This window comes from Euzebyales bacterium, from assembly GCA_036374135.1.
Classification (GTDB): domain Bacteria; phylum Actinomycetota; class Nitriliruptoria; order Euzebyales; family JAHELV01; genus JAHELV01.
Genome location: DASUUK010000096.1, coordinates 1 through 18,691 on the forward strand (window position 1 = coordinate 1; position 18,691 = coordinate 18,691).

The 18,691-nt window shown below is 70.5% G+C and carries 17 protein-coding genes; 11 read left to right on the forward strand and 6 right to left on the reverse strand.

All coding sequences use genetic code 11. The features are described from left to right. A partial coding sequence (locus VFZ70_16055) for an NUDIX hydrolase (protein HEX6257322.1) occupies positions 1-457 on the reverse strand: 457 nt, incomplete at its 3' end. A gap of 289 nt (positions 458-746) precedes the next feature. Between VFZ70_16055 and VFZ70_16060 the strand changes: the two genes are divergently transcribed. Next, entirely contained in the window at positions 747-1,463 is a 717-nt protein-coding gene (locus VFZ70_16060; protein ID HEX6257323.1) for a hypothetical protein, read from the forward strand. A 195-nt stretch (positions 1,464-1,658) separates the two neighbouring features. Continuing rightward, positions 1,659-3,329, forward strand: coding sequence for a GntR family transcriptional regulator (locus VFZ70_16065; protein HEX6257324.1), 1,671 nt, complete (start codon positions 1,659-1,661; stop codon positions 3,327-3,329). On the opposite strand, the gene VFZ70_16070 is transcribed toward VFZ70_16065, so the two are convergent. After that, a complete protein-coding gene (locus VFZ70_16070; GenBank protein ID HEX6257325.1) occupies positions 3,308-4,258 on the reverse strand; it encodes a hypothetical protein in 951 nt (316 codons plus the stop codon). The genes VFZ70_16065 and VFZ70_16070 overlap by 22 nt on opposite strands. Before the next feature lie 150 nt (positions 4,259-4,408). On the opposite strand from VFZ70_16070, the gene VFZ70_16075 reads away from it, so the two are divergent. Then, positions 4,409-4,693 (forward strand): hypothetical protein, encoded by a 285-nt coding sequence (locus VFZ70_16075; GenBank protein ID HEX6257326.1) that lies wholly within the window; start codon positions 4,409-4,411, stop codon positions 4,691-4,693. Here VFZ70_16075 and VFZ70_16080 read toward each other — a convergent pair. Continuing rightward, entirely contained in the window at positions 4,675-6,258 is a 1,584-nt protein-coding gene (locus VFZ70_16080; GenBank protein HEX6257327.1) for a DEAD/DEAH box helicase, read from the reverse strand. The two genes, VFZ70_16075 and VFZ70_16080, sit on opposite strands and share 19 nt — an antisense overlap. Before the next feature lie 172 nt (positions 6,259-6,430). On the opposite strand from VFZ70_16080, the gene VFZ70_16085 reads away from it, so the two are divergent. The 3 genes from VFZ70_16085 (at position 6,431) to VFZ70_16095 (ending at position 12,963) form a co-directional block, all read left to right on the forward strand. Beyond that, positions 6,431-9,184 carry a carboxylate--amine ligase/circularly permuted type 2 ATP-grasp protein gene (locus VFZ70_16085; GenBank protein HEX6257328.1) on the forward strand — a complete coding sequence of 918 codons (2,754 nt, stop codon included), beginning with the start codon at positions 6,431-6,433 and terminating at the stop codon, positions 9,182-9,184. A gap of 129 nt (positions 9,185-9,313) precedes the next feature. Next, the gene (locus tag VFZ70_16090; GenBank protein ID HEX6257329.1) at positions 9,314-11,095 is read left to right on the forward strand and encodes an N-acetylglutaminylglutamine amidotransferase; all 1,782 of its coding nucleotides are present in this window, start codon (positions 9,314-9,316) and stop codon (positions 11,093-11,095) included. Further along, on the forward strand, positions 11,092-12,963 hold the full coding sequence (locus VFZ70_16095; GenBank protein ID HEX6257330.1) for a S9 family peptidase: 1,872 nt from the start codon (positions 11,092-11,094) through the stop codon (positions 12,961-12,963). Before VFZ70_16090 ends, VFZ70_16095 begins: the two co-directional genes overlap by 4 nt. 16 nt (positions 12,964-12,979) lie before the next feature. On the opposite strand, the gene VFZ70_16100 is transcribed toward VFZ70_16095, so the two are convergent. Both VFZ70_16100 and VFZ70_16105 read right to left on the reverse strand, forming a co-directional pair. After that, entirely contained in the window at positions 12,980-13,663 is a 684-nt protein-coding gene (locus VFZ70_16100) for a CPBP family intramembrane glutamic endopeptidase (protein HEX6257331.1), read from the reverse strand. Positions 13,664-14,368: 705 nt separating this feature from the next. Continuing rightward, on the reverse strand, positions 14,369-14,911 hold the full coding sequence (locus tag VFZ70_16105) for a YbhB/YbcL family Raf kinase inhibitor-like protein (GenBank protein ID HEX6257332.1): 543 nt from the start codon (positions 14,909-14,911) through the stop codon (positions 14,369-14,371). A 330-nt stretch (positions 14,912-15,241) separates the two neighbouring features. Here VFZ70_16105 and VFZ70_16110 point away from each other — a divergent pair, with 330 nt between their 5' ends. The 5 genes from VFZ70_16110 (at position 15,242) to VFZ70_16130 (ending at position 18,496) form a co-directional block, all read left to right on the forward strand. After that, positions 15,242-16,129 (forward strand): phosphoribosylaminoimidazolesuccinocarboxamide synthase, encoded by an 888-nt coding sequence (locus VFZ70_16110; protein ID HEX6257333.1) that lies wholly within the window; start codon positions 15,242-15,244, stop codon positions 16,127-16,129. Between the two features lies 1 nt (position 16,130). Continuing rightward, a complete protein-coding gene (gene purS / locus VFZ70_16115; protein HEX6257334.1) occupies positions 16,131-16,373 on the forward strand; it encodes a phosphoribosylformylglycinamidine synthase subunit PurS in 243 nt (80 codons plus the stop codon). 42 nt (positions 16,374-16,415) lie between these two features. Then, complete coding sequence (locus VFZ70_16120) at positions 16,416-17,168, forward strand: hypothetical protein (GenBank protein ID HEX6257335.1); 753 nt, start codon at positions 16,416-16,418, stop codon at positions 17,166-17,168. A 41-nt stretch (positions 17,169-17,209) separates the two neighbouring features. Then, complete coding sequence (purQ, locus tag VFZ70_16125; GenBank protein HEX6257336.1) at positions 17,210-17,893, forward strand: phosphoribosylformylglycinamidine synthase subunit PurQ; 684 nt, start codon at positions 17,210-17,212, stop codon at positions 17,891-17,893. A 180-nt stretch (positions 17,894-18,073) separates the two neighbouring features. Continuing rightward, the gene (locus tag VFZ70_16130) at positions 18,074-18,496 is read left to right on the forward strand and encodes a hypothetical protein (GenBank protein HEX6257337.1); all 423 of its coding nucleotides are present in this window, start codon (positions 18,074-18,076) and stop codon (positions 18,494-18,496) included. Here VFZ70_16130 and VFZ70_16135 read toward each other — a convergent pair. Continuing rightward, the coding region (locus VFZ70_16135; GenBank protein ID HEX6257338.1) for a hypothetical protein at positions 18,490-18,691 on the reverse strand (202 nt) is incomplete at its 5' end. The genes VFZ70_16130 and VFZ70_16135 overlap by 7 nt on opposite strands.

Genomic DNA, 18,691 nt, shown 5'->3' on the forward strand with positions numbered 1-18,691 from the left:
CCGGCCTGTCAACGTAATCGAGCGCGTCAAGCACGCGCGGCGCAAACACCCGGTCCATCTGCTCGACGATCTCAGCGCGGGTCATCCAGCGCACGTCGACCGTCTCGCCGCCGGTCTTGCGCGTTGCATCCCAGACGCGGCGCCGGATCGTACAGCGGAAGACGAGCGAGACGATCGGACCGCCGACGTGCTTGTAGGCACCGGTCAGCTGAGGCGATCTGACGATGACCCCCGCCTCCTCCGCAGCCTCACGGATCAGCCCCTCGATGATGTCCTCAGCTGGTTCGAGCACCCCGCCCGGCGGTTGCCATGCACCATTGTCGCGGCGCCTGATAGCAAGAACCCTGTCATCCTCCTTGCGGACGATGACCGCAGCCACGCTCACCGAGTGGCAGTAGGGGTCGTCATGCTTCTCCTTCGGTGCCAGCGCGGTCGGCTGGCGACCTCCTCCCGCCATGGCCGTGCGTACCTCCTCTACGGGTGTCGCTCCGTGACCGTCGACGCTGTCGACGGCGCGACCGACACGCGCGGGGAGCATACTCCGACGTGTCGCAACGGTCCGAGTCTGGCGGCCGCGCGCTTCTGTGTCGAACTCACGCACGGTCAGCTGCGACACCTGATGACACAGCGCATCACTGTCATGCGGCCGGATAATCGACGTTGGCGTGCTCAGCGCCGGTGCTCTGCCCAAGATGCCGAGGGGCCATTCGAACGGGGCGGTTGACCGCTCGGGACATCGACACCTCATGTTCGACGTGCTCACGATCGGCAACCCGGCGGACGTGACCGAACCTGTTCGACAATACAGGCGGCGGATCATCGTGGCCCGTGTACCCAGCGATCACGACCGGCGCCGGCCCGTACGTGAATCGGAGCGCTTCGCCGAGCAGGTCGTTGAGCGCCCTTTGCCGCCTGATGTCGCGTCGATCGTCGGTCACCAACGCCTCGAGCTCGTCGATGTACAGCACACTCGAGCGCCGCCCACGCGCCTGGTTGACAGCGGGCGCGACGATCGGCTGCGAGCCGCTACTGCTGTTGGGCAGCACCGCCGAAGCGAACAACTGCACGAGTTCGGCTTCCAACCGAACGGTCAGTGCGTGCACGACCACCGGAATCGCGACACCGGGTGGACCATGCAGCAGGACCGACGCCGGCGCGCCAGGCTGGCTGCGCTGCGCGGAAGCGCGCCGAATGACGTCAAGCAGACTGCCGACGATCCAGTTCAGTCCCGTCAGGTCTCCTGCCAGGTGGATGTCGAGCAGGTCATCGGCGTGGTAGACCCGCGCCACCACCACGTCGTCGGACCCCACATCAGCTCGACGATCGGGCGAGAACACCCTCGGCGCCGCACCTCCGTGCCCGCTACGTACGACACCGATCCTCGCGTGCCGCCGCAGTGCATCGATCGTCACCGCGACACTCGACGGTCTGCCGTTCGTCCTCATCGCACCCACCTCCTCTGACCGGGATCTCCCGGTGCTACCGGTGGGCCGGCAGTCGACGCTGGCTGCCGACTCATGTGTGCACTATAGTGTCCAGGTGCTTATGTGTACAAGTGCCTATGTGCTTATTTTCTTGTCTTCTCTTGGACCTAGGAGCCCAGTAGAGTTGACACGCGCGTCAAAGCATGGCGTCAGGGGCACCGCGTGGCTGCGACGATGAACGTTTCGCCCGTCGATCCCCTCGACGACCGCGCCGCCTACAAACAGGTCGCAGATCACCTGCGAGATCTCATCGACGAAGGCGAGCTCGGGCCGGGGGACAAGCTGCCGTCCGAGACTGATCTGATGCGGCTGCTCGCCACGTCGCGAGCGACGGTCCGCAACGCGCTCGATGCGCTGGCAAGCGAGGGCCGCGTCCATTCCCGGCGCGGCGTCGGCGTGTTCGTCACCGACACACGCCGCATCGTCGTCCGGGATCCGGCGAGATTGCTGCAGGGTCGCACCGCCGAAGAGCAGCAGAACCCTCACGAACATGATGCCGAGCAGCAAGGCTTTGAGTACACGCAACAGCCGGTACGTTGCATGGAAGTGACGGCGGACGAGCGCGTGGCCCAGCTCCTCGACGTCTCGCTGGGTGACACGGTGTTCGCGCGCAAACGCATCGTACGGCTGAAGCGACCGGGCGGCGAACGCTTCGAGCCGGCGAAGATCGCGAACGGTTTCATGCCGTTGGACATCGCCGTCGGACGCATCCGCGAGCCGAACACAGGCCCGGGCGGCAGCTACACCCGCATCCGCGAACAGGGCCACGAACTCACGCACTTCGTGGAGCAGCTGGTGTTCCGCATGCCGGATCCGACCGAGATGCGCCGACTGCGCATCGGGCCCGGCATTCCCGTCATCGATCAGACACGCGTCGCCTACGCATCCGGGCGGCCCGTGGAGTGCTTTCTGGCTGTGCTTGCGGGCGACAAGAACGAGCTCGAGTATCGCATCGCCGCGGACGAGGCGAGTGCGATGCCGCAGCCTCTCCCATTGCCAGTCGCCCAACGGGCACAAGGCGAGCGAGCAGCGCGGGGACGGGTCAGCGCTGACGTGATTGAAGGCGTGATCGACGCGGAGGGCGATCGCCCGGTCTACAAGCAGATCGCCGATCTCATACGCGATCACATCGATCGTCGGGTTCTGGCCCCGGACGACCAGCTGCCGTCCGAGTCAGCGCTGATGCGCCGCTTTGGCGTCACACGCACCACGGTCCGGCGGGCCATTACCGCGCTCACGACAGAAGGCCGCGTGCGCACCGAACGCGGCGTCGGGGCGTTCGTCAAGGAGGTCGTGCGATCCGACGCGTTCGTCCGACAGCCCTACGACCGCCTGGCCCGTCACCACTTCCGAGACGAGGGGATCTCACCGATCTCAATCGACGCCGCTACGAGGGGCCTGGCACCGCACGATGTCCACCAGGACCGCGTGCAGCTCGCTGACGTTCCGGCTCCACTCAAGGTCGCAGACTGGCTCGGCGTGGAGCGTGGTGCGCCCGTGTTCCGCCGAAGCCACAGAATCCGCATGGGCAGGCCACCCACGCAGCTCACCAACACGTACCTGCCCCTCGACATCGCCACCGGACCCCTGCACGAAGAGAAGACAGGCGCCGGCGGTACCTACGCGCTCCTTGAGGAGGCCGGATTCGAGCTCACCCACTTCATCGAGCGACTCAGTGTGCGCATGCCCACGCCTGTCGAGGCCCGCGCGCTCCGACTCGATGACGGCGTCCCGGTCGTCGACCTGTACCAGACCGCGTATGCCGACGATCGTCCGGTCGAATGCTTCGTCTCCGTCATCGCCGGCGACCGCTACGTGTTCACCTACCGCATCGACGCGGACTGATCGAACCGGAGGTGCACCAAGGCCACATCGCTGTGGCGACGACCGGGCGGACGTTCCGCAGCCTCCCGTGTCCGTAGCTCCTCCATGAGCGTTCTTGGGTCAGCGGGCAGCACATGGCGAGACGATGACAGGTCAGCCCCATCAGTCGCGAGCAGCACCTCATCGAAGTCCGGCGGAACCGGTGGCTCTCCGAGAGCCGCGCGATCGAAGCGACCCAGGGCCGTACGACGCCACTGCGAACGGTCGCGGAGGATCAACTTCTCTTCGGCGATCCGATCCTGATAGGTCGCCGCAGGGTTCTCGATGTCCCAGCGCGCCAGTTGAGCCTCAACGCCCTCATGCAGCATTCGTTCCGTTCGTACACGGGACCACTCCTTCCCATAGCGCACCGCGATGTCACAGTCCGCTGCCAGCGCACTGTTGGTCCTGGTGATCATGCCGTCATCGGCCACCTCGAGGCTTAGCGCGACCGCGGCAGCCTGCGGGCGGTCTCGTCCGTGGAATCCGTCCCGTATGTGGTGGTCGAACTCTTCGAAGAGCGACCTGTTGACTGCGTGGAACACGAATGCGGGATCCCGGCTCGGCGGAGCGGCACACAGATGCGAGAGGACACGACGAGCGGCGTACCGGGCCCCGTCGAGGCCCTGCGCGCCAGGGGTGACGTCCGTCGGCGTGACGCCGTCAGCCACAGCGAGGATGATGCGGTTGGGATACTCCAGGACCAACACTTCGTCCTGCGTCGGCCGGTCCGGGGCATGCGAACCCTGATACGCCCGCACCTGCACGCCCGAAGAGCGCATGGGAACGTCCCACTGCAGGATCGGCGGGCCACTCGATGCGATGTTGCGTAGGCGGCGCACACGTGCGAGCCACGACGCCTCCCGCACGTGCACACTGCTCGGATCACATGACGCGGCAAAGCCGCCCATCGGACCCCCTCGCCACATCCGACCGTCGACGCTACGAGGGAACGTGCGTACGTGTCAACGCCAGCACTGAGCTGGAAGAGGTGCCCATCCGTGTCCGACATCCCCAGGAGCACGGCGTCTCCGCCTGGTCGTCCGCCCAAGCGATGGGTGTTGTCCACCCGCGAAGAGGGACTCGTTGATCGCGGAAAGGGACGCGGACCGTTCTACGGGAGGAAGGCCCGGTCGCGGTCATTCGTCCCCGCCGCCGACAGCTACGTCCCACTGGATCTCGCGTCCGACGAACTGCGCGACGCGAACAGCGAGCGGAATGACTACACGTTGATCGAACAGCGCGAGGTCGCCGACGAGTGCGTCGAACGCAGCCGGCCGGTCGAGTACGTCAAGTCGACGGTGGCCGGGCCGCGGCACATCTTCGCCTACGGCCTGCCGCGCTGACCCTCGGCTCGTGTGTACGTGATCGTCCGCGCCACGCCCGTGACCTCCGACAGGAAGTCCTCCTGCGCCCCGTGGTCGGGGTCCTCGCGGGTGTCGATCGCATAGGCGATGACCAGGGCGGCGGCGCGGCCGTCGGGTTTGCGGCGCAGCACGCGGCCCAGGCGTTGGATCATCTGGCGGCGGGTGCGGAACGCCGCGAGCACGACGGCGAGCTCCGCGTCCGGGACGTCGACGCCCTCGTCGAGGACGCGCGGGGCGACGACTGCCTGCAGGTTGCCGTTGCGGAACTGTGCGAGCCGGATGCGACGCTTGTCGCGCGCCAGATCGCCGTGGATCTCCTCCGCCGCGACGCCGCCGGCGCGCAGCAGCCGCGCCGCCCGTTCGGCCTGATCGACGGTGTCGGTGAACACCAGGCTGCGCGTCCCGTCGCCGGCCAGCTGCGGCGCGAGCTGCCGCACGACGTCGAGCTTCGCGCCGGCCTGGGCGGCGACGTCGCGCCGTCCCCGCAGTGCCGACAGGAAGGCGCGCGCGGCGACGGTCTCGCGGGACACGCGGCTGTCGGGACGCCCCTCCGCCGCGGCCGACAGCCGCGCTGCGGCAGCGATCAGGTCCAGCGGCGCCTTCGGCAGGCCGTGGGACACGAGCTCTGCGCGCAGCTCGCGCACGCGGCGGTCCGCCGCGTCGTAGGCACTGCGCTCGTGGTCGGTCAGCGCCACCCCGATGAACCGGATGTCGAACGGCGCGATCACCTCGTCAGCCGCCGCCTGAGCGAACCCGTACTCGGCGATGACGCCGCCGAAGTAGGGGCCGAGCACGTCGACCAGTCCATCGTCGTTGCGCTCGTAGGTGGCCGTCAGCGCGAGGCGCATCGCGAAGTCGTCCTTGAGCGTGGCGGCCCACGTCGGCGCGCCGTAGCGGTGGGCCTCGTCGGCGACCAGCAGGCCGACGACGCCGGCTGGCAGATCGACCGGCAGCCCCGCGGCCGACTGGGGTGTGGCCACCACGACGTCGTGATCGTGCAGCTCGTCCGCCCGACCGCCGCCGAGCTGGCCCACGCGGGCGCCTGGCACGAAGTGATGTACCTCGGTTCGCCACTGCGCCAGCAGGTCCAGCGTGGGCACCAGCACGAGTGCCCGGCCGCCGTTGGCGAGGCAGGCACGGACCGCAGCGATCGCCAGGCGCGTCTTTCCGGCGCCGGTCACGGCCTCGACCACACCGGCGCACCCGGCCGCGGCCCACTCGGCGAACGCCCGCACCTGCCAGTCGCGCAGGTCGAGGCCCGCCAACGGGTCGGCGCGGTCAACGGCCGCCCGCGGCGGCACCCGTTCCACGAGGAACCCCGACCCGACCTCCGGATCACCGCGCCCCGCGTCGACCTGCCACGCCGCCCGCCCGAGCACGTCGGTGCGGCGGAACCGACCGTCGCGGGCCAGCACACGCTCGACCGCTGACCGCGAGACCCCGGCGCCCGCGGAGGCCTTGACGGCGCGGACCAGCCGTGGGACCGTCAGACCGTCCGGGTGCGCGGTCAGCACCTCGGCGGCGGCATCGGCGATCGCGTTCAACGCCCACGCACGCTACCCGACGGACGCGCCGGGGCGGCGTAATGGTCCACAGAGCCGGGAAACGTGGATGTAACGCGCGTCGGTTCCTGCCGTCACAGAGCGGGAACACAATGGCCGGTGCTCCCGGCCGCGGAACCGTCCGGGCGACAGCGATGCAGCTGGAGGCGCGTGCATGGCAGGTGACAGTGACGCCGTGGTCGACGAAGCATCCGACGTCCTCGAACAGCGCCAACGGACCGCACTCGTCGGGCGTGCGGAGACCACCGCCGACCTGTCCGAGCCGTTGACCGTCGGCGTGGAGGAGGAGTTCCACGTCGTCGATCTCGACAGCCGTGAGCTCGTACCGCGCGGACCCGAGGTCCTCGAACGTCTGCCGTCGGATCACTACACGGCCGAGCTGCACCGCTCGATGGTCGAGACAAACTCCGACGTCTTCACCGACCTCGACGACCTGCGCGACGCGCTGCTGCGGATGCGCCGCCACATCGCGGACATCGCCGGACCGCTGGGGCTGGGCATCATCGCGGCCGGCACCGTGCCGCTGGTCGAGGCCGAAGAGATGCGGACGACGCCGACATCGCGCTTCGAGCAGATGCTCGACGACTACCAACTGCTGGCACGCGAACAGCTGATCTGCGGCACGCAGGTGCACATCGGGTTGGAGGACCGCGACATGACGGTTGCGGTCGCGCAACGTGTGTCGCGCTGGCTGCCCGTGCTGCTCGCGCTGTCGGCGAGCTCGCCGTTCTGGATGGGCGACGACAGCGGCTACTCCAGCATCCGGTCGCTGCTGTGGCAGCGGTGGCCGACCGCGGGCGCCAGCGGGCTGGTCCAGTCGGCGACCGACCACGACGACCTCGTGGCGGAGCTGATCTCGTCAGGCACCATCAGCGATCGCAAGATGATCTACTTCGACGTCCGGCCGTCGGCACACGTGCCGACGCTGGAGCTGCGCGTCACCGACTCGTGCCCCGACGTCGACGACATCGTGTTGCTCGCGGGGCTGTACCGCGCACTGGTGCTGCGTGAACGCGACGCCGTCACCGAGGGCCGCCCCTTGACCCGCGTGCGCGGGCCCGTGCTGCGCGCGGCCATGTGGCGGGCGGCGCGGTCCGGCCTCGAGGGCGACCTCGTCGACCTGTCCGACTTCGCGCGCCCCGTGCCGGCGGGGCAGGCCGTCATGTCGCTGGTCACCAGCCTGCGCCCCCAGTTGGAGGCGCACGACGACTGGGAGCGGGTCTCGCAGCTCGCCGAGCGGGCCGTCGAACGTGGCAGCGCCGCCTACTGGCAGCGCAAGGTGTACGCCCGGCGCGAGCGGTACGCCGACGTCGTCGACGCGCTGCTGGCCGCGACGTGCCGGCGCGACGACGACCCGGGTGCGGTCGGCCGCCAGACCCAGCCGCTGCTCGCCGGCTACCGCCGCCGCGCCGACCACAGCGCCGACGGCGCGTCCGGCCACGTGTTCGGCGGCGACGAGGTCATCGCCGCCGACGGCGACGTGCTGCCACCGTACGAACCCATGATGGCGCTGCTCGAGGAGCTGGGTCCGGTCGGGCTGCGTCAACGCGAGCGCGAACGCGACGCCGAGCAGCGGGCCCGCAACATGACGTTCCGCGTGTCGGGGCAGGCCAAGCCGCGGCTCTTCCCGTTCGACATCGTGCCGCGCGTGGTGGCCGGCGAGGACTGGGACGGGCTGCGCGCCGGCCTGATCCAGCGCAGCCGTGCGCTCAACGCGTTCCTCGCCGATGTCTACGACGAGCGACAGATCGTGGCCGACGGCGTCATCCCGTCGTGGGTGATCGACGCCGCGCCGGGGCTGCTGCCGCTGGCGGCGCTGCTGGACCAGCCGGTACGGGCCCACGTCGCGGGCATGGACCTCATCCACGACGCGTCCGGCACCGTCGCGGATCCTGGTTCCACGACGCACGGTTCGGACCGGCCCCGCCGGACAGGCCAATGGTACGTGCTGGAGGACAACCTGCGGGTGCCGTCGGGCATGGGGTACGCCATCGCCAACCGTCGGCTGTCCGACCACCTGTGGCCGGACCTCGAACGCCCCGACGGCCTGATCGACGTCGAGGGCGCATTCGGGATGCTCCGCGACACGCTTGCCGCGGCGGTGCCGGAGGCGTCGACATCGCCCAACCCGTGCATCGTGCTGCTCAGCGACGGCCCCAACGACTCCGCGTGGTTCGAGCACCAGTTGCTCGCCGAGGAGATGGACATCCCGGTCGTGCGCACCACCGACCTGATCGTCCAGGACCGCATCGTCTACCTGCGCCGCCACGGCATCCGCCGGCGCGTCGACGTCATCTACCTGCGGATGGACGACGACCACCTCGTCCACGCGTCGGGGGCCGACGGGCGCCCACTGGGACCATCGCTGCTGTCGGCGGTTGCGTCGCGGACCGTGACGCTGGCCAACGCGCCGGGCAACGGCATCGGCGACGACAAGGCGGTGTACGCGTTCGTGCCGCAGATGGTCGACTACTACCTCGGTGAGGAGCCGCTGCTCCAGCAGGTGCCGACGTATCTGTGCGGCGAGACCGACCGGCTCGACGACGTGCTCGACCGGATCGACGAACTGGTGGTCAAACCGGTCGACGGCTACGGCGGCGAGGGTGTGCTGATCGGGCCGCGGGCGGGCGTCGAGGAGATCAACGCCGTCCGCCGCCAGATGAAGACGGCACCGCACCGCTGGATCGCCCAGGAGGCGATGCGGCTGTCGACCCACGCCGTGTACGACGACGGACGTCTGAGCCCCCGCCACATCGATCTGCGCGCGTTCGTGCTCCACGGCGGCGACCAGGTACGGGTTGCGCCCGCCGCGCTGACCCGTGTGGCACCCGAGGGCAGCCTGGTGGTCAATTCGTCCCGTGGCGGTGGCGCCAAGGACACGTGGGTGCTGGCCACCGACAGCGCGTGACCCTGTGAGCCGGCCGGCGCGCGAAGGCGTCCGTCGGCACCGGCGCGGGCACGATGCACCCTGCGGCGGCGCATGCGACGCGGCCGCGGCGGCACGCGCTGGAGACGACCGCGAGACAGGAGCTGCGCCATGTGCGGATTCGGCGGCGAGTGGCGACGTGACGATCGCCGGGCAGTGATCGACGACGTCGAGCCGATGCTGCCGTGCCTGGCCCCGCGCGGCCCCGACGGAGGCGGGGCGTGGGCGCACGGCCGCGCCGCGCTGGTGCACCGGCGCCTGAAGATCATCGATCTGACCGAGGCTGGCGCGCAGCCCATGATCGACGACGACCTCGGGCTCGCGCTGGTGTTCAACGGCTGCATCTACAACTACCGGCAGTTGCGCGAGGAACTGCGTGCCGACGGCTACGCCTTCTTTTCGACCTCCGACTCGGAGGTCGTCATCAAGGCGTACCACCGCTGGGGCACCGCCTGCGTCGATCGGTTCCGAGGCATGTTCGCATTCGCGCTGTACGAGCGCGACAGCGGCCGCCTCGTGCTCGCGCGCGACCGCCTGGGGATCAAGCCGTTGTACGTGGCGGGGTCGCCGCAGCGCGTGCGGTTCGCGTCGACGCTGCAGGCGCTGGTCGCGGCCGGCGACGTCGACACCACGGTCGACCCGGTCGCGCTGCACCACTACCTGAGCTTCCACTCCGTCGTGCCGCCGCCGCGGACCATCCTGTCGGGCGTGCGCAAACTGCCGCCGGCGACCGTCCGGACCATGGAGCCCGACGGAACGACGCGGGACACGCGGTACTGGGAGGTGGCGTTCAGCCGCGGCGGTCACGACGACCGCACGCACGACGAGTGGCGCGGGGCGCTGCTCGACCAGCTCCGCCTCGCCGTCGACCGCCGGACGGTCGCCGACGTGCCCGTCGGGGTGCTGCTGTCGGGCGGACTGGACTCCAGCCTGGTGGTCGCGCTGCTCGCCGAACAGGGACAACCCGGGCTCACGACGTTCAGCATCGGCTTCGACACGCACGGCGGCGAGCGCGGCGACGAGTTCGCCTACTCCGACCTCATCGCCGAGCGCTTCGGCACCGAGCACCACAAGATCCACATCGATACCGCGCGCCTGGAACCCGGCCTGCTCCGGGCGATCGACGCGATGAGCGAGCCGATGGTCAGCCACGACGTCGTCGCGTTCTACCTGCTGTCACAGGAGGTGTCCCAGCACGTCAAGGTCGTGCAGTCCGGCCAGGGCGCCGACGAGGTCTTCGCCGGCTACAGCTGGTACCCACCGCTGGCCGACGTGCCGCGTGACGAGGCCCTGGCCGCCTACCACGACGCGTTCTTCGATCGCCCGCACACCGCGCTGACCGAGGCGCTGCAGCCGCAGTGGCGACTCGACCGCGACGCCAGCCTGGAGTTCGTCGCCGAGCACTTCAGCCGACCCGGCGCCGATACGGCGGTCGACGCAGCCCTGCGGCTGGACAGCCAGGTCATGCTCGTCGACGATCCGGTCAAGCGGGTCGACAACATGACGATGGCCTGGGGTCTCGAGGCCCGCGTGCCGTTTCTCGACGCCGACCTCGTCGAACTCGCCGCCGCGTGCCCTCCACGTCTCAAGTTGGCCGACGACGGCAAGGGCGTGCTCAAGCAGGCCAGCCGTGGCGTGGTCCCGGACGAGATCATCGACCGCACCAAGGGCTACTTCCCCGTGCCCGCAATCCGGCACCTCCACGGCGCGCTGCTCGACCAGGTGACCGACGCGCTGCAGAGCCCGGCCGCGCGGCGGCGCGGTCTGTTCGACGAGCGCTACATTTCGAGCCTGTTGTCGGAGCCGAACGCGACACGGACCAGGCTGGGCGCCAACGCCCTGTGGCAGTTCGCGCTGCTCGAGATGTGGTTGCAGAACCTGGGAGCTGGATGACATCCGGACGTGGCAAGGCCGAGACCGGCATGCGCATCGTCAATCCCGCGGCCGACGTCACACCGGTCGCCACGACGGCGGCCCGCGCACCGGACACCGAACCGGCCGTCGCCACGACCGCGAACTGGTCACCGACCGCGTCACCTGACGGCACAGCCATTGCCTTCGTGTCCAATCGCAGCGGTGAGCCGAAGTTGTGGGTCCGCCGCACACCGGAGGGGATCGCGACCATGCCCGGCGTCGGCGTCCACCCGGTCGTGCGCGTCCGCTGGTCCCCGGACGGCCGGTGGCTGGCGTACGGCATCGCCCCGTACGGTGCTGCCCGCACCGAGGTGTGGATCATGCGCCCCGACGGCAGCGACCAGCGCCAGGTTGGCGGGTTCGGTGACACGACGGCCACCTTCGGCGCCTGGAGCCACGGCGTGGTCTCGCAGCTTCCGGTGGCCGAGAGTGCCGGCGAGTGGTCACGCAGCCACGCGTTCCTGCTGGACCCGACCACCGGCCAGCAGATCCACCTGGCCGCCGACGGGCTCCTGTACGCGCTGGACGTCTCACCTGATCATCGCTGGGCGCTGATCCGTCGCGGTCCGCGCACGGCCCGGTGGGTTGACCTCGTCCGGGTCGCGACCGGCGCGGCGCGCGCGCTGATCCCGCGCGACGACGCCGGCTCGACCGACCTCGCGCACTTCGCGCTCGACGGCTCGACGGTCCTGCTGCGCAGCGACGTCGACCGCGACCTCGCCGCGCTGGTCGCCGCGTCAACCGAGGAGGGACCGACCCGCGTGCTGGCCCAGCGCGACGACGCCGAACTCGAGGACTTCTGTGTCAGCGGTGACGGGCGGACGGCCGCGCTGCTGTGGAACGTCGACGGCGGCTGCAGCCAGGTCTCGATGCTCGACGTCGTCACCGGCGAGCACCACCCGCTTCCAGCGGCGCCCGGTGACGTGCTGAGCTGGTGCGAGCTGTCGGGCGACGGCCGGCGGCTGCTGGTGACCGCGCAGGCGCCGTCGCGACCCCGCAACATCTGGGCGGTCGACATCGCCGCCGGCGACGCGCAACCAGTGACCTACGGGCCGCCGCAGGTCGTGCCGGCGACGCCGCTGACACCCGAGCTCGTGCGGTTCACCGGCGAGGACGGTCTTCGCCTGTCGGGCTGGTTGTACCGTGCGGACGGGACCCCACCGGGACCGACCGTGCTGTACTTCCACGGCGGTCCCGAAGCGCAGGACCGGCCGGTGTTCAACCCCCTGTACCGGGAGTTGGTCACCCGCGGCCTCACCGTCTTCGCACCGAACGTGCGCGGGTCCTCCGGCTTCGGCCGTCGCTTCGTGAACGCGGACAACCTAGAGCGCCGGTTCACCGCCATCACCGACGTGCGGGCCGCAGTGACCCACCTGATCGACGCGGGCATCGCGGAGCCCGGCCGCATCGGGTGCATGGGCCGCTCCTACGGCGGCTACCTGACGCTGGTCGCGCTGACGTGGTACCCCGACCTGTTCGCCGTGGGCGTCGACGTGTGCGGGATGGTCGACCTCGAGACGTTCTACGCCAACACCGAACCGTGGATCGCGGAGGCAGCGTACAGCAAGTACGGGCATCCCGAGCGGGATCGCGCACTGCTGCGCGCGCTGTCGCCCATCCACCGGATCGACGAGCTCCGCGCCCCGCTGCTCGTGGTGCACGGTGCCCACGACACCAACGTGCCACTGCACGAGGCCGAGCAGGTCATCGCGGCGCTCGACGCCCGCAGGATCCCGTCGGAGTTCCTGCTGTTCCGGGACGAGGGTCACAGCATCCTCAAGACCGCCAACCGCGCGTACTTCACCCGCACGGTCGCCGACTGGTTGGTCACACACCTCGGCGTGTGAGCGCACGGGCGTTCCGTCACGCGCGACGCCGTTGCCACACCGCGGCGACGACCAGCGCCGTCACGTTGCTCGCGCAGTGGGCCAGCCATGGCGCCGCCAGGTGACCAGCCTTCGACCGCAGCGCGCCCAGCGCCACGCCGGCCCCGGCCGACGCCACGACGGCCGCGGCACAGGAGCGCAACCGCCCGGTCTGCACGCCGTTGATCCGCAGCGCAGCGAGCGTCGGTCCGACGTGCCACAACCCGAACACCGCGCTCGACATGGCGATCGCGGCACGGTCGCGACGTCGCGCCGCCACCAGGCCTTGCAGGACGCCGCGGAAGGCCAGTTCCTCGAACGCGGCCGTGCCGACGGGGATCCGGACCATGCACTGCCAGACGATCTCGGGCCCGCGCAGCGTCGCCCGACGGTCCGACAGCAGCACCCGGCCGGCGGGGTGGCGATCGACCAGCGCCGCCACGGCCACGACGGCCGCTGCGACGACGACCGCGGAGGCAGCACCGACGCGTGCGCCCGAACGCGCCTGCGCGGCGTCGAGGCCCAACTCCTCCGACGTCAGGCCGCGCCGCCGCGCGGTGGTCACGAGCGCGACCGCCGCGGCGGCGTTGCGCGCGATGTAGGTCGCTTCCCGCGCGGCGCTCCGGTTCGTGACCAGGCTGTAGAGCACGAGCGCGCCGGCCGTGCACGTCGCCGGGGCCAACCGTACGCGTACCGGCCTGATCCAACTTCCAGGACGCCACATCGTCGCAGCGTAGCGACCACTTGGGTCGGCTTCGCACCGCGGGCGTGCCCACGGGACGGGCCCAGCGAGGCGGACGACGTCCGCAGCGAGCGCGGCCAGCGCCAGTCCGCGCAGCCATCGAACGCCCGGCTCGTCGACGGGCGGACCATCCTGCTGACGCAACGAGTTGCCACGGGCCGCCGGGTCTCCGGTGCCGCCGGCATGCCCACCGCCGCCGTGTTCCGCAGGAGGTCATGGCCGAGGTCATGCGTGCGACAGATCGGGATGAGTCGAACGGTGCGCCTCCCCGCAGCGTCGAGCGCGTGCACCCGACCCCCGGTCGTGCAGTGCGGTCACACCGGCGACGTCCTTCGATCACGGCAGCGGGGACACCCAGCCGGCGAGCGACGAGGAGACGATGGGCGGTGGGCTGATGGGGCGACGCCTGCATCACGCCAGGCGGCCGTCGCAGGCGACGTACGTGCGGCGTTCCGCACGGTCCGCGGGCTCGCGGTGGCGTTGGCGCTGCCGTTCACGCCGCGCGGGACGCGACGTAGGTCGAACGGTCGGCCGCGCGCCGCAGGACCGCTGCGGGTGCGCGAAGTCGCGCTGCAGCGGTGGACATGCAGGCGTCAGCGCGCGGAGCGCGTGGTGACCGCACCGAGCGGTCGCACCCGGGCTGAGTCAGACCTCATAGGTCGGCACGATCATGGCCCGGGCCAGCGTGTGGAAGAACAGGTTGAACCCCAGGAACGCCGGCGTCGCGGTCTCGTCCACATCGAGCGACTCAACGTCGACCGCGTGGACCACGACGTGGTAACGGTGCGGCCCGTGGCCCTCCGGCGGCGCCGCCCCGATGTAGCGCCGGCTGCCGGCGTCGTTGCGCAACTGCACCGCGCCGTCCGGCAGGCCCGAGCCGGCGTCGTCACCGGCACCGGTTGGCAGGGACGTGACCGAGCGTGGGATGTTGGCGACGGCCCAGTGCCAGAACCCGCTCGCGGTCGGCGCGCACGGATCGAAGATCGTGACCGCGAAGCTGCGGGTCTCCTCCGGGAAGCCCGACCACTCCAGCTGCGGGGACACGTCCTCGCCGCCGGCGCCCATGATGCCCGAGACCTGGGCGGTGGGCAGTGGCGTCCCGTCGGCGACGTCGGCACTGGTCACCGTGAACGATCCGACGTCGGGCAGGAACTCGTACGGGTTGGGGAATGCATCGGCCGCAGACATCGTGGGGTCTCCTGTGATAGCGGATGTGCACCCTACATCCCCGCACGGGAGTGACCGTCACGCGTGCGAAGGTCCGCCTGCTGGCGCCTCAGTTGCCCGTCGGCCCCTCGCAACGGGACCCGAGGCCTGCTGCCCGTCTTCCTGTTCGATCAGGTGCGTTCGCTGGAACGGCAGCCCCGTGCGGAGGTGACCCGCCGAACGTCGGAGTGGTGCCACGAGCATCGAGTCGCGGAGCAGACGGGGGATGGTGCGCGGGGGCGGTGACAAACGTGCGCCAACGGCCCGGTTCCGCCGCAACGGGCGGGGTGAGTCCGAACTACGATGCCGCTCGTGGACACGATCGCGGAACTTCCCGGCGTCGACGCACTGCCGCCCGGCAAGGTGCGCGAACGCTACATCGTCGACGATGTACTGGTGTTGGTGGCGTCGGACCGCGTCAGCGCCTACGACGTCGTGCTGCCGACCCGGATCCCTGACAAGGGCGCCGTGCTGACGGCGATGAGCGACTTCTGGTTCGGGCTGCTCGACGTGCCGAACCACCGGATCACGTGCGACCCCGCACGCTTCCCGCTCGCGCTGGCGCCGGTCGCCGAGGCCCTGCACGGGCGGACCATGGTGTGTCGACCTGCCGATCCGCTGCCCGTCGAATGCGTGGTACGCGGCTACCTGTCGGGGTCCGCCTGGGTCGACTACCAGGCGACGGGCGGCGTCTGTGACATCCGCCTGTCGGACGGTCTGACCGAGTCGGCGCGCCTGCCGGTCCCGATCTTCACGCCGGCGACGAAGGCCGTCGCCGGACACGACGAGAACATCTCGTTCGCGGAGATGGTCGGCATCGTGGGCGCCGAACTGGCCGCGTGGTTGCGTGACACGTCGCTGACGCTGTACCTGCAGGCGGCGGAGCACGCGCGCTCGCGCGGGATCCTGCTGGCCGACACGAAGTTCGAGTTCGGGTTGATCGACGGCAGCCCTGTGCTCATCGACGAGGCGTGCACCCCGGACTCGTCGCGCTTCTGGTCCGCCGACGAGTATCAACCGGGTCAGGCCCAGCACTCCTACGACAAGCAGTTCGTGCGGGACTGGTTGGACGACAGCGGGTGGAATCGCACACCGCCGGGGCCCGAGCTACCGTCTGACGTCGTGGCCCGGACACGACAGCGGTACGTCCAGGCCTACGAGACCCTGACCGGCCGCTCCTTTGACGACTGGATGGCATGAGATGCCCCGCGTGCACATCGACGTGATGCTCAAGGACGAGATCCTGGATCCCCAGGGCCAGGCGGTCCAGCGCGCGCTGCCGTCGCTGGGCTACGACGGCATCGCCAACGTGCGCGTGGGCAAGCACATCGAGCTCGACGTGGAGGACGGCACGGACCTGGGCAGCACGATCGACGGGCTCGCGGGCCAGCTGCTGGCCAACCCCGTCATCGAGCAGTTCACCTGGCGGGTCGGCGACGCCTGACGTCGTGGGGGACGACCAACGCCGGCTGACCGGCGGACGGGGATGATGACCGAGCCGGACCGCCACGAGCGGGCACGCGGCAACGGCAGCCGTGACCCGTGGGCGAACGCGCCGACCAGCGAGCTGGGCGACCAGGTCCTGCCCCGCTGGTTCGTGCTGACGGCGATCGCGGCCGCGCTCGCGGCGACGGCCGTCGCTGTCGTGGCGTTCGCCTCCATCGGGCGTGACGACCTACCTGCAGCCCAGCGGCGGCCACCGCCGGACCCGAACTTCACGACGGCGGTCGGCGCCGTCGACGTCGGCACCGCCGAACCCGTGCCGTACGACGCGGCGTGCGCGCGGCTCGACGGCGTTCGTGTCGCCGGCTCGGAGGCCGATCGTGCCCGGCTGCGCCGCGGGCTCGCAGCGGTGTGCAACACCGATCTGCCCGCCGGGACGGCCGCTGCGGTCACCGACTTCGCGGAGGACCGCGGTGTGGTGCGGTTCGCCACGTTCGAGGCCACGGGCGTCGACTCGACTGCGTCGCTGCCCGACGGGCCGCCGGTGATCCTGATCAACACCCGGTACCAGCGCACCGACGCCGCGTGGATCGCGCCGCTGATCGCACACGACGCGACGCTGCGGGCGCTGGAACCCGGCTCCGCGACGGCGGCGCTGGCCGCACGCGAGGCGGAGGCGACGGTGTGCGACCGGCTGCTCGGCGACGACAGCGGCAGCCGATCATGCGCCGACGCGCGGGCCGTGCTGACCCTCGACGACCCGCTGGCGGCGTTGCGTGGGGCCGGCTTCGAGTAGCCGTCCGCCGCCGTCGCGCGGTGGGCCGGCGGCGCCGGACGGTGGGCTACAGTCGCGCCATGCGCATCGGTGTGATGGTCTTCCCGGGGTCGTGCGACGACCGCGACGCGGCGCGGGCGGTGGCGACGCTGGGCCACGAGCCCGTCGCGCTGTGGCACGCCGACGGGGACCTCCGGGGTGTCGACGCCGTCGTCCTGCCGGGAGGGTTCAGCTACGGCGACTACCTGCGCGCCGGCGCGATCGCCCGGTTCGCACCGGCGGTGCGGGCGCTGGTCGACTTCGCCGGCTCCGGTGGCCGCGTGCTGGGGATCTGCAACGGCTTCCAGGTGTTGTGCGAGGCCGGCCTGCTGCCCGGAGCGTTGACGCGCAATGCGCGGCTGCGGTTCGTGCACCGCCCCCAGCACCTGCGGCTCGAGGCGGGACCCGACCGGAACCGGGTGGTGCAGATCCCGGTCAAGCACGGAGAGGGCCGCTACGTCCACGACGACCCGGCCGCACTGCGGGCGGCCGGCCAGGTGTTCGCCCGCTACTGCGCGGCCGACGGCACCTCCACGCCGGACGCGAACCCCAACGGCAGCGTCGACGACATCGCCGGGGTCACGAACGCACCCGGCAACGTCATCGGTTTGATGCCCCATCCCGAGCACGCGGTCGACCCGCTGCTGGGCTCGACCGACGGTCGCTTGGTGCTGCTGCACGCCTTCGGCGCGACCGTGGCGGTTTGACGCAACTGGAACACGGCAACATCCGGCGCGCACCCGACAGACCCATCGGTTCGGCTACGGCAAGGAGCGCTGGGCGTTCGTCGCCACGACATTCATCTTCGTCGCCAGCGCGTCGTTCTCGATCTACCAGGGCGCGACGGTCGTGCTGTCGGGGAGGACGACGGCATCAGCAACCTCGACGTGTCGTTCGCGATCCTCGGTGTCGCGTTCGTGGCGGAGGGCACGTCGTTCGTCCGCGCGTTGCGACAGGCTGCACCTGACGTCGACACGCTGGATGAGTTGACGCAGACGATCGACAAGATCCGCCGCAGCAAGGACCCCACCGTCAGGACCGTGCTGTTCGAGGACGGCGCCGCGCTGACCGGCATCCTCATCTTCGATGCGGTCGATGTCGCCCTCGAGGTGCTGACGATGCACCTGGCGCCCGACCAGATCCTCGTGGCGGCCCGCATCGACCTGGATCGACGGGATCCGGGGGAAGAGGTCGAGCAGGTCGCGACGGAGATCGAGGCGGCGCTGCGCGAGGCCGAGCCGATGGTCGTCGAGGTGTTCCTCGACCTGACCGCCCGCTCGGCGATGCGTTTGCGACGTGCCGGTCAGTAGCGTTCGGGAACGAACGTCTGGTCTTCCATCGGCGGACGCACGTAGCCCCGCACCCGCTCAGGCCTCGGGGGCAGTTCGAACGGTTCCGGCGTCAGGTCCTCGTACGGGATCTGATCGAGCAGGTGGGCGATGCAGTTCAGCCGGGCGTTGCGCTTGTCGTCGGCGTTGACCACCCACCACGGAGACTGCTTGATG

Coding starts and splice junctions, on each gene's coding strand:
- VFZ70_16060 (HEX6257323.1), top strand. CDS start 747: ATGTTCGACGTGCTCACGATCGGCAACCCGGCGGACGTGACCGAACCT.
- VFZ70_16065 (HEX6257324.1), top strand. CDS start 1,659: ATGAACGTTTCGCCCGTCGATCCCCTCGACGACCGCGCCGCCTACAAA.
- VFZ70_16070 (HEX6257325.1), bottom strand. CDS start 4,258: ATGGGCGGCTTTGCCGCGTCATGTGATCCGAGCAGTGTGCACGTGCGG.
- VFZ70_16085 (HEX6257328.1), top strand. CDS start 6,431: ATGGCAGGTGACAGTGACGCCGTGGTCGACGAAGCATCCGACGTCCTC.
- VFZ70_16090 (HEX6257329.1), top strand. CDS start 9,314: ATGTGCGGATTCGGCGGCGAGTGGCGACGTGACGATCGCCGGGCAGTG.
- VFZ70_16095 (HEX6257330.1), top strand. CDS start 11,092: ATGACATCCGGACGTGGCAAGGCCGAGACCGGCATGCGCATCGTCAAT.
- VFZ70_16105 (HEX6257332.1), bottom strand. CDS start 14,911: ATGTCTGCGGCCGATGCATTCCCCAACCCGTACGAGTTCCTGCCCGAC.
- purS (HEX6257334.1), top strand. CDS start 16,131: ATGCCCCGCGTGCACATCGACGTGATGCTCAAGGACGAGATCCTGGAT.
- VFZ70_16120 (HEX6257335.1), top strand. CDS start 16,416: ATGATGACCGAGCCGGACCGCCACGAGCGGGCACGCGGCAACGGCAGC.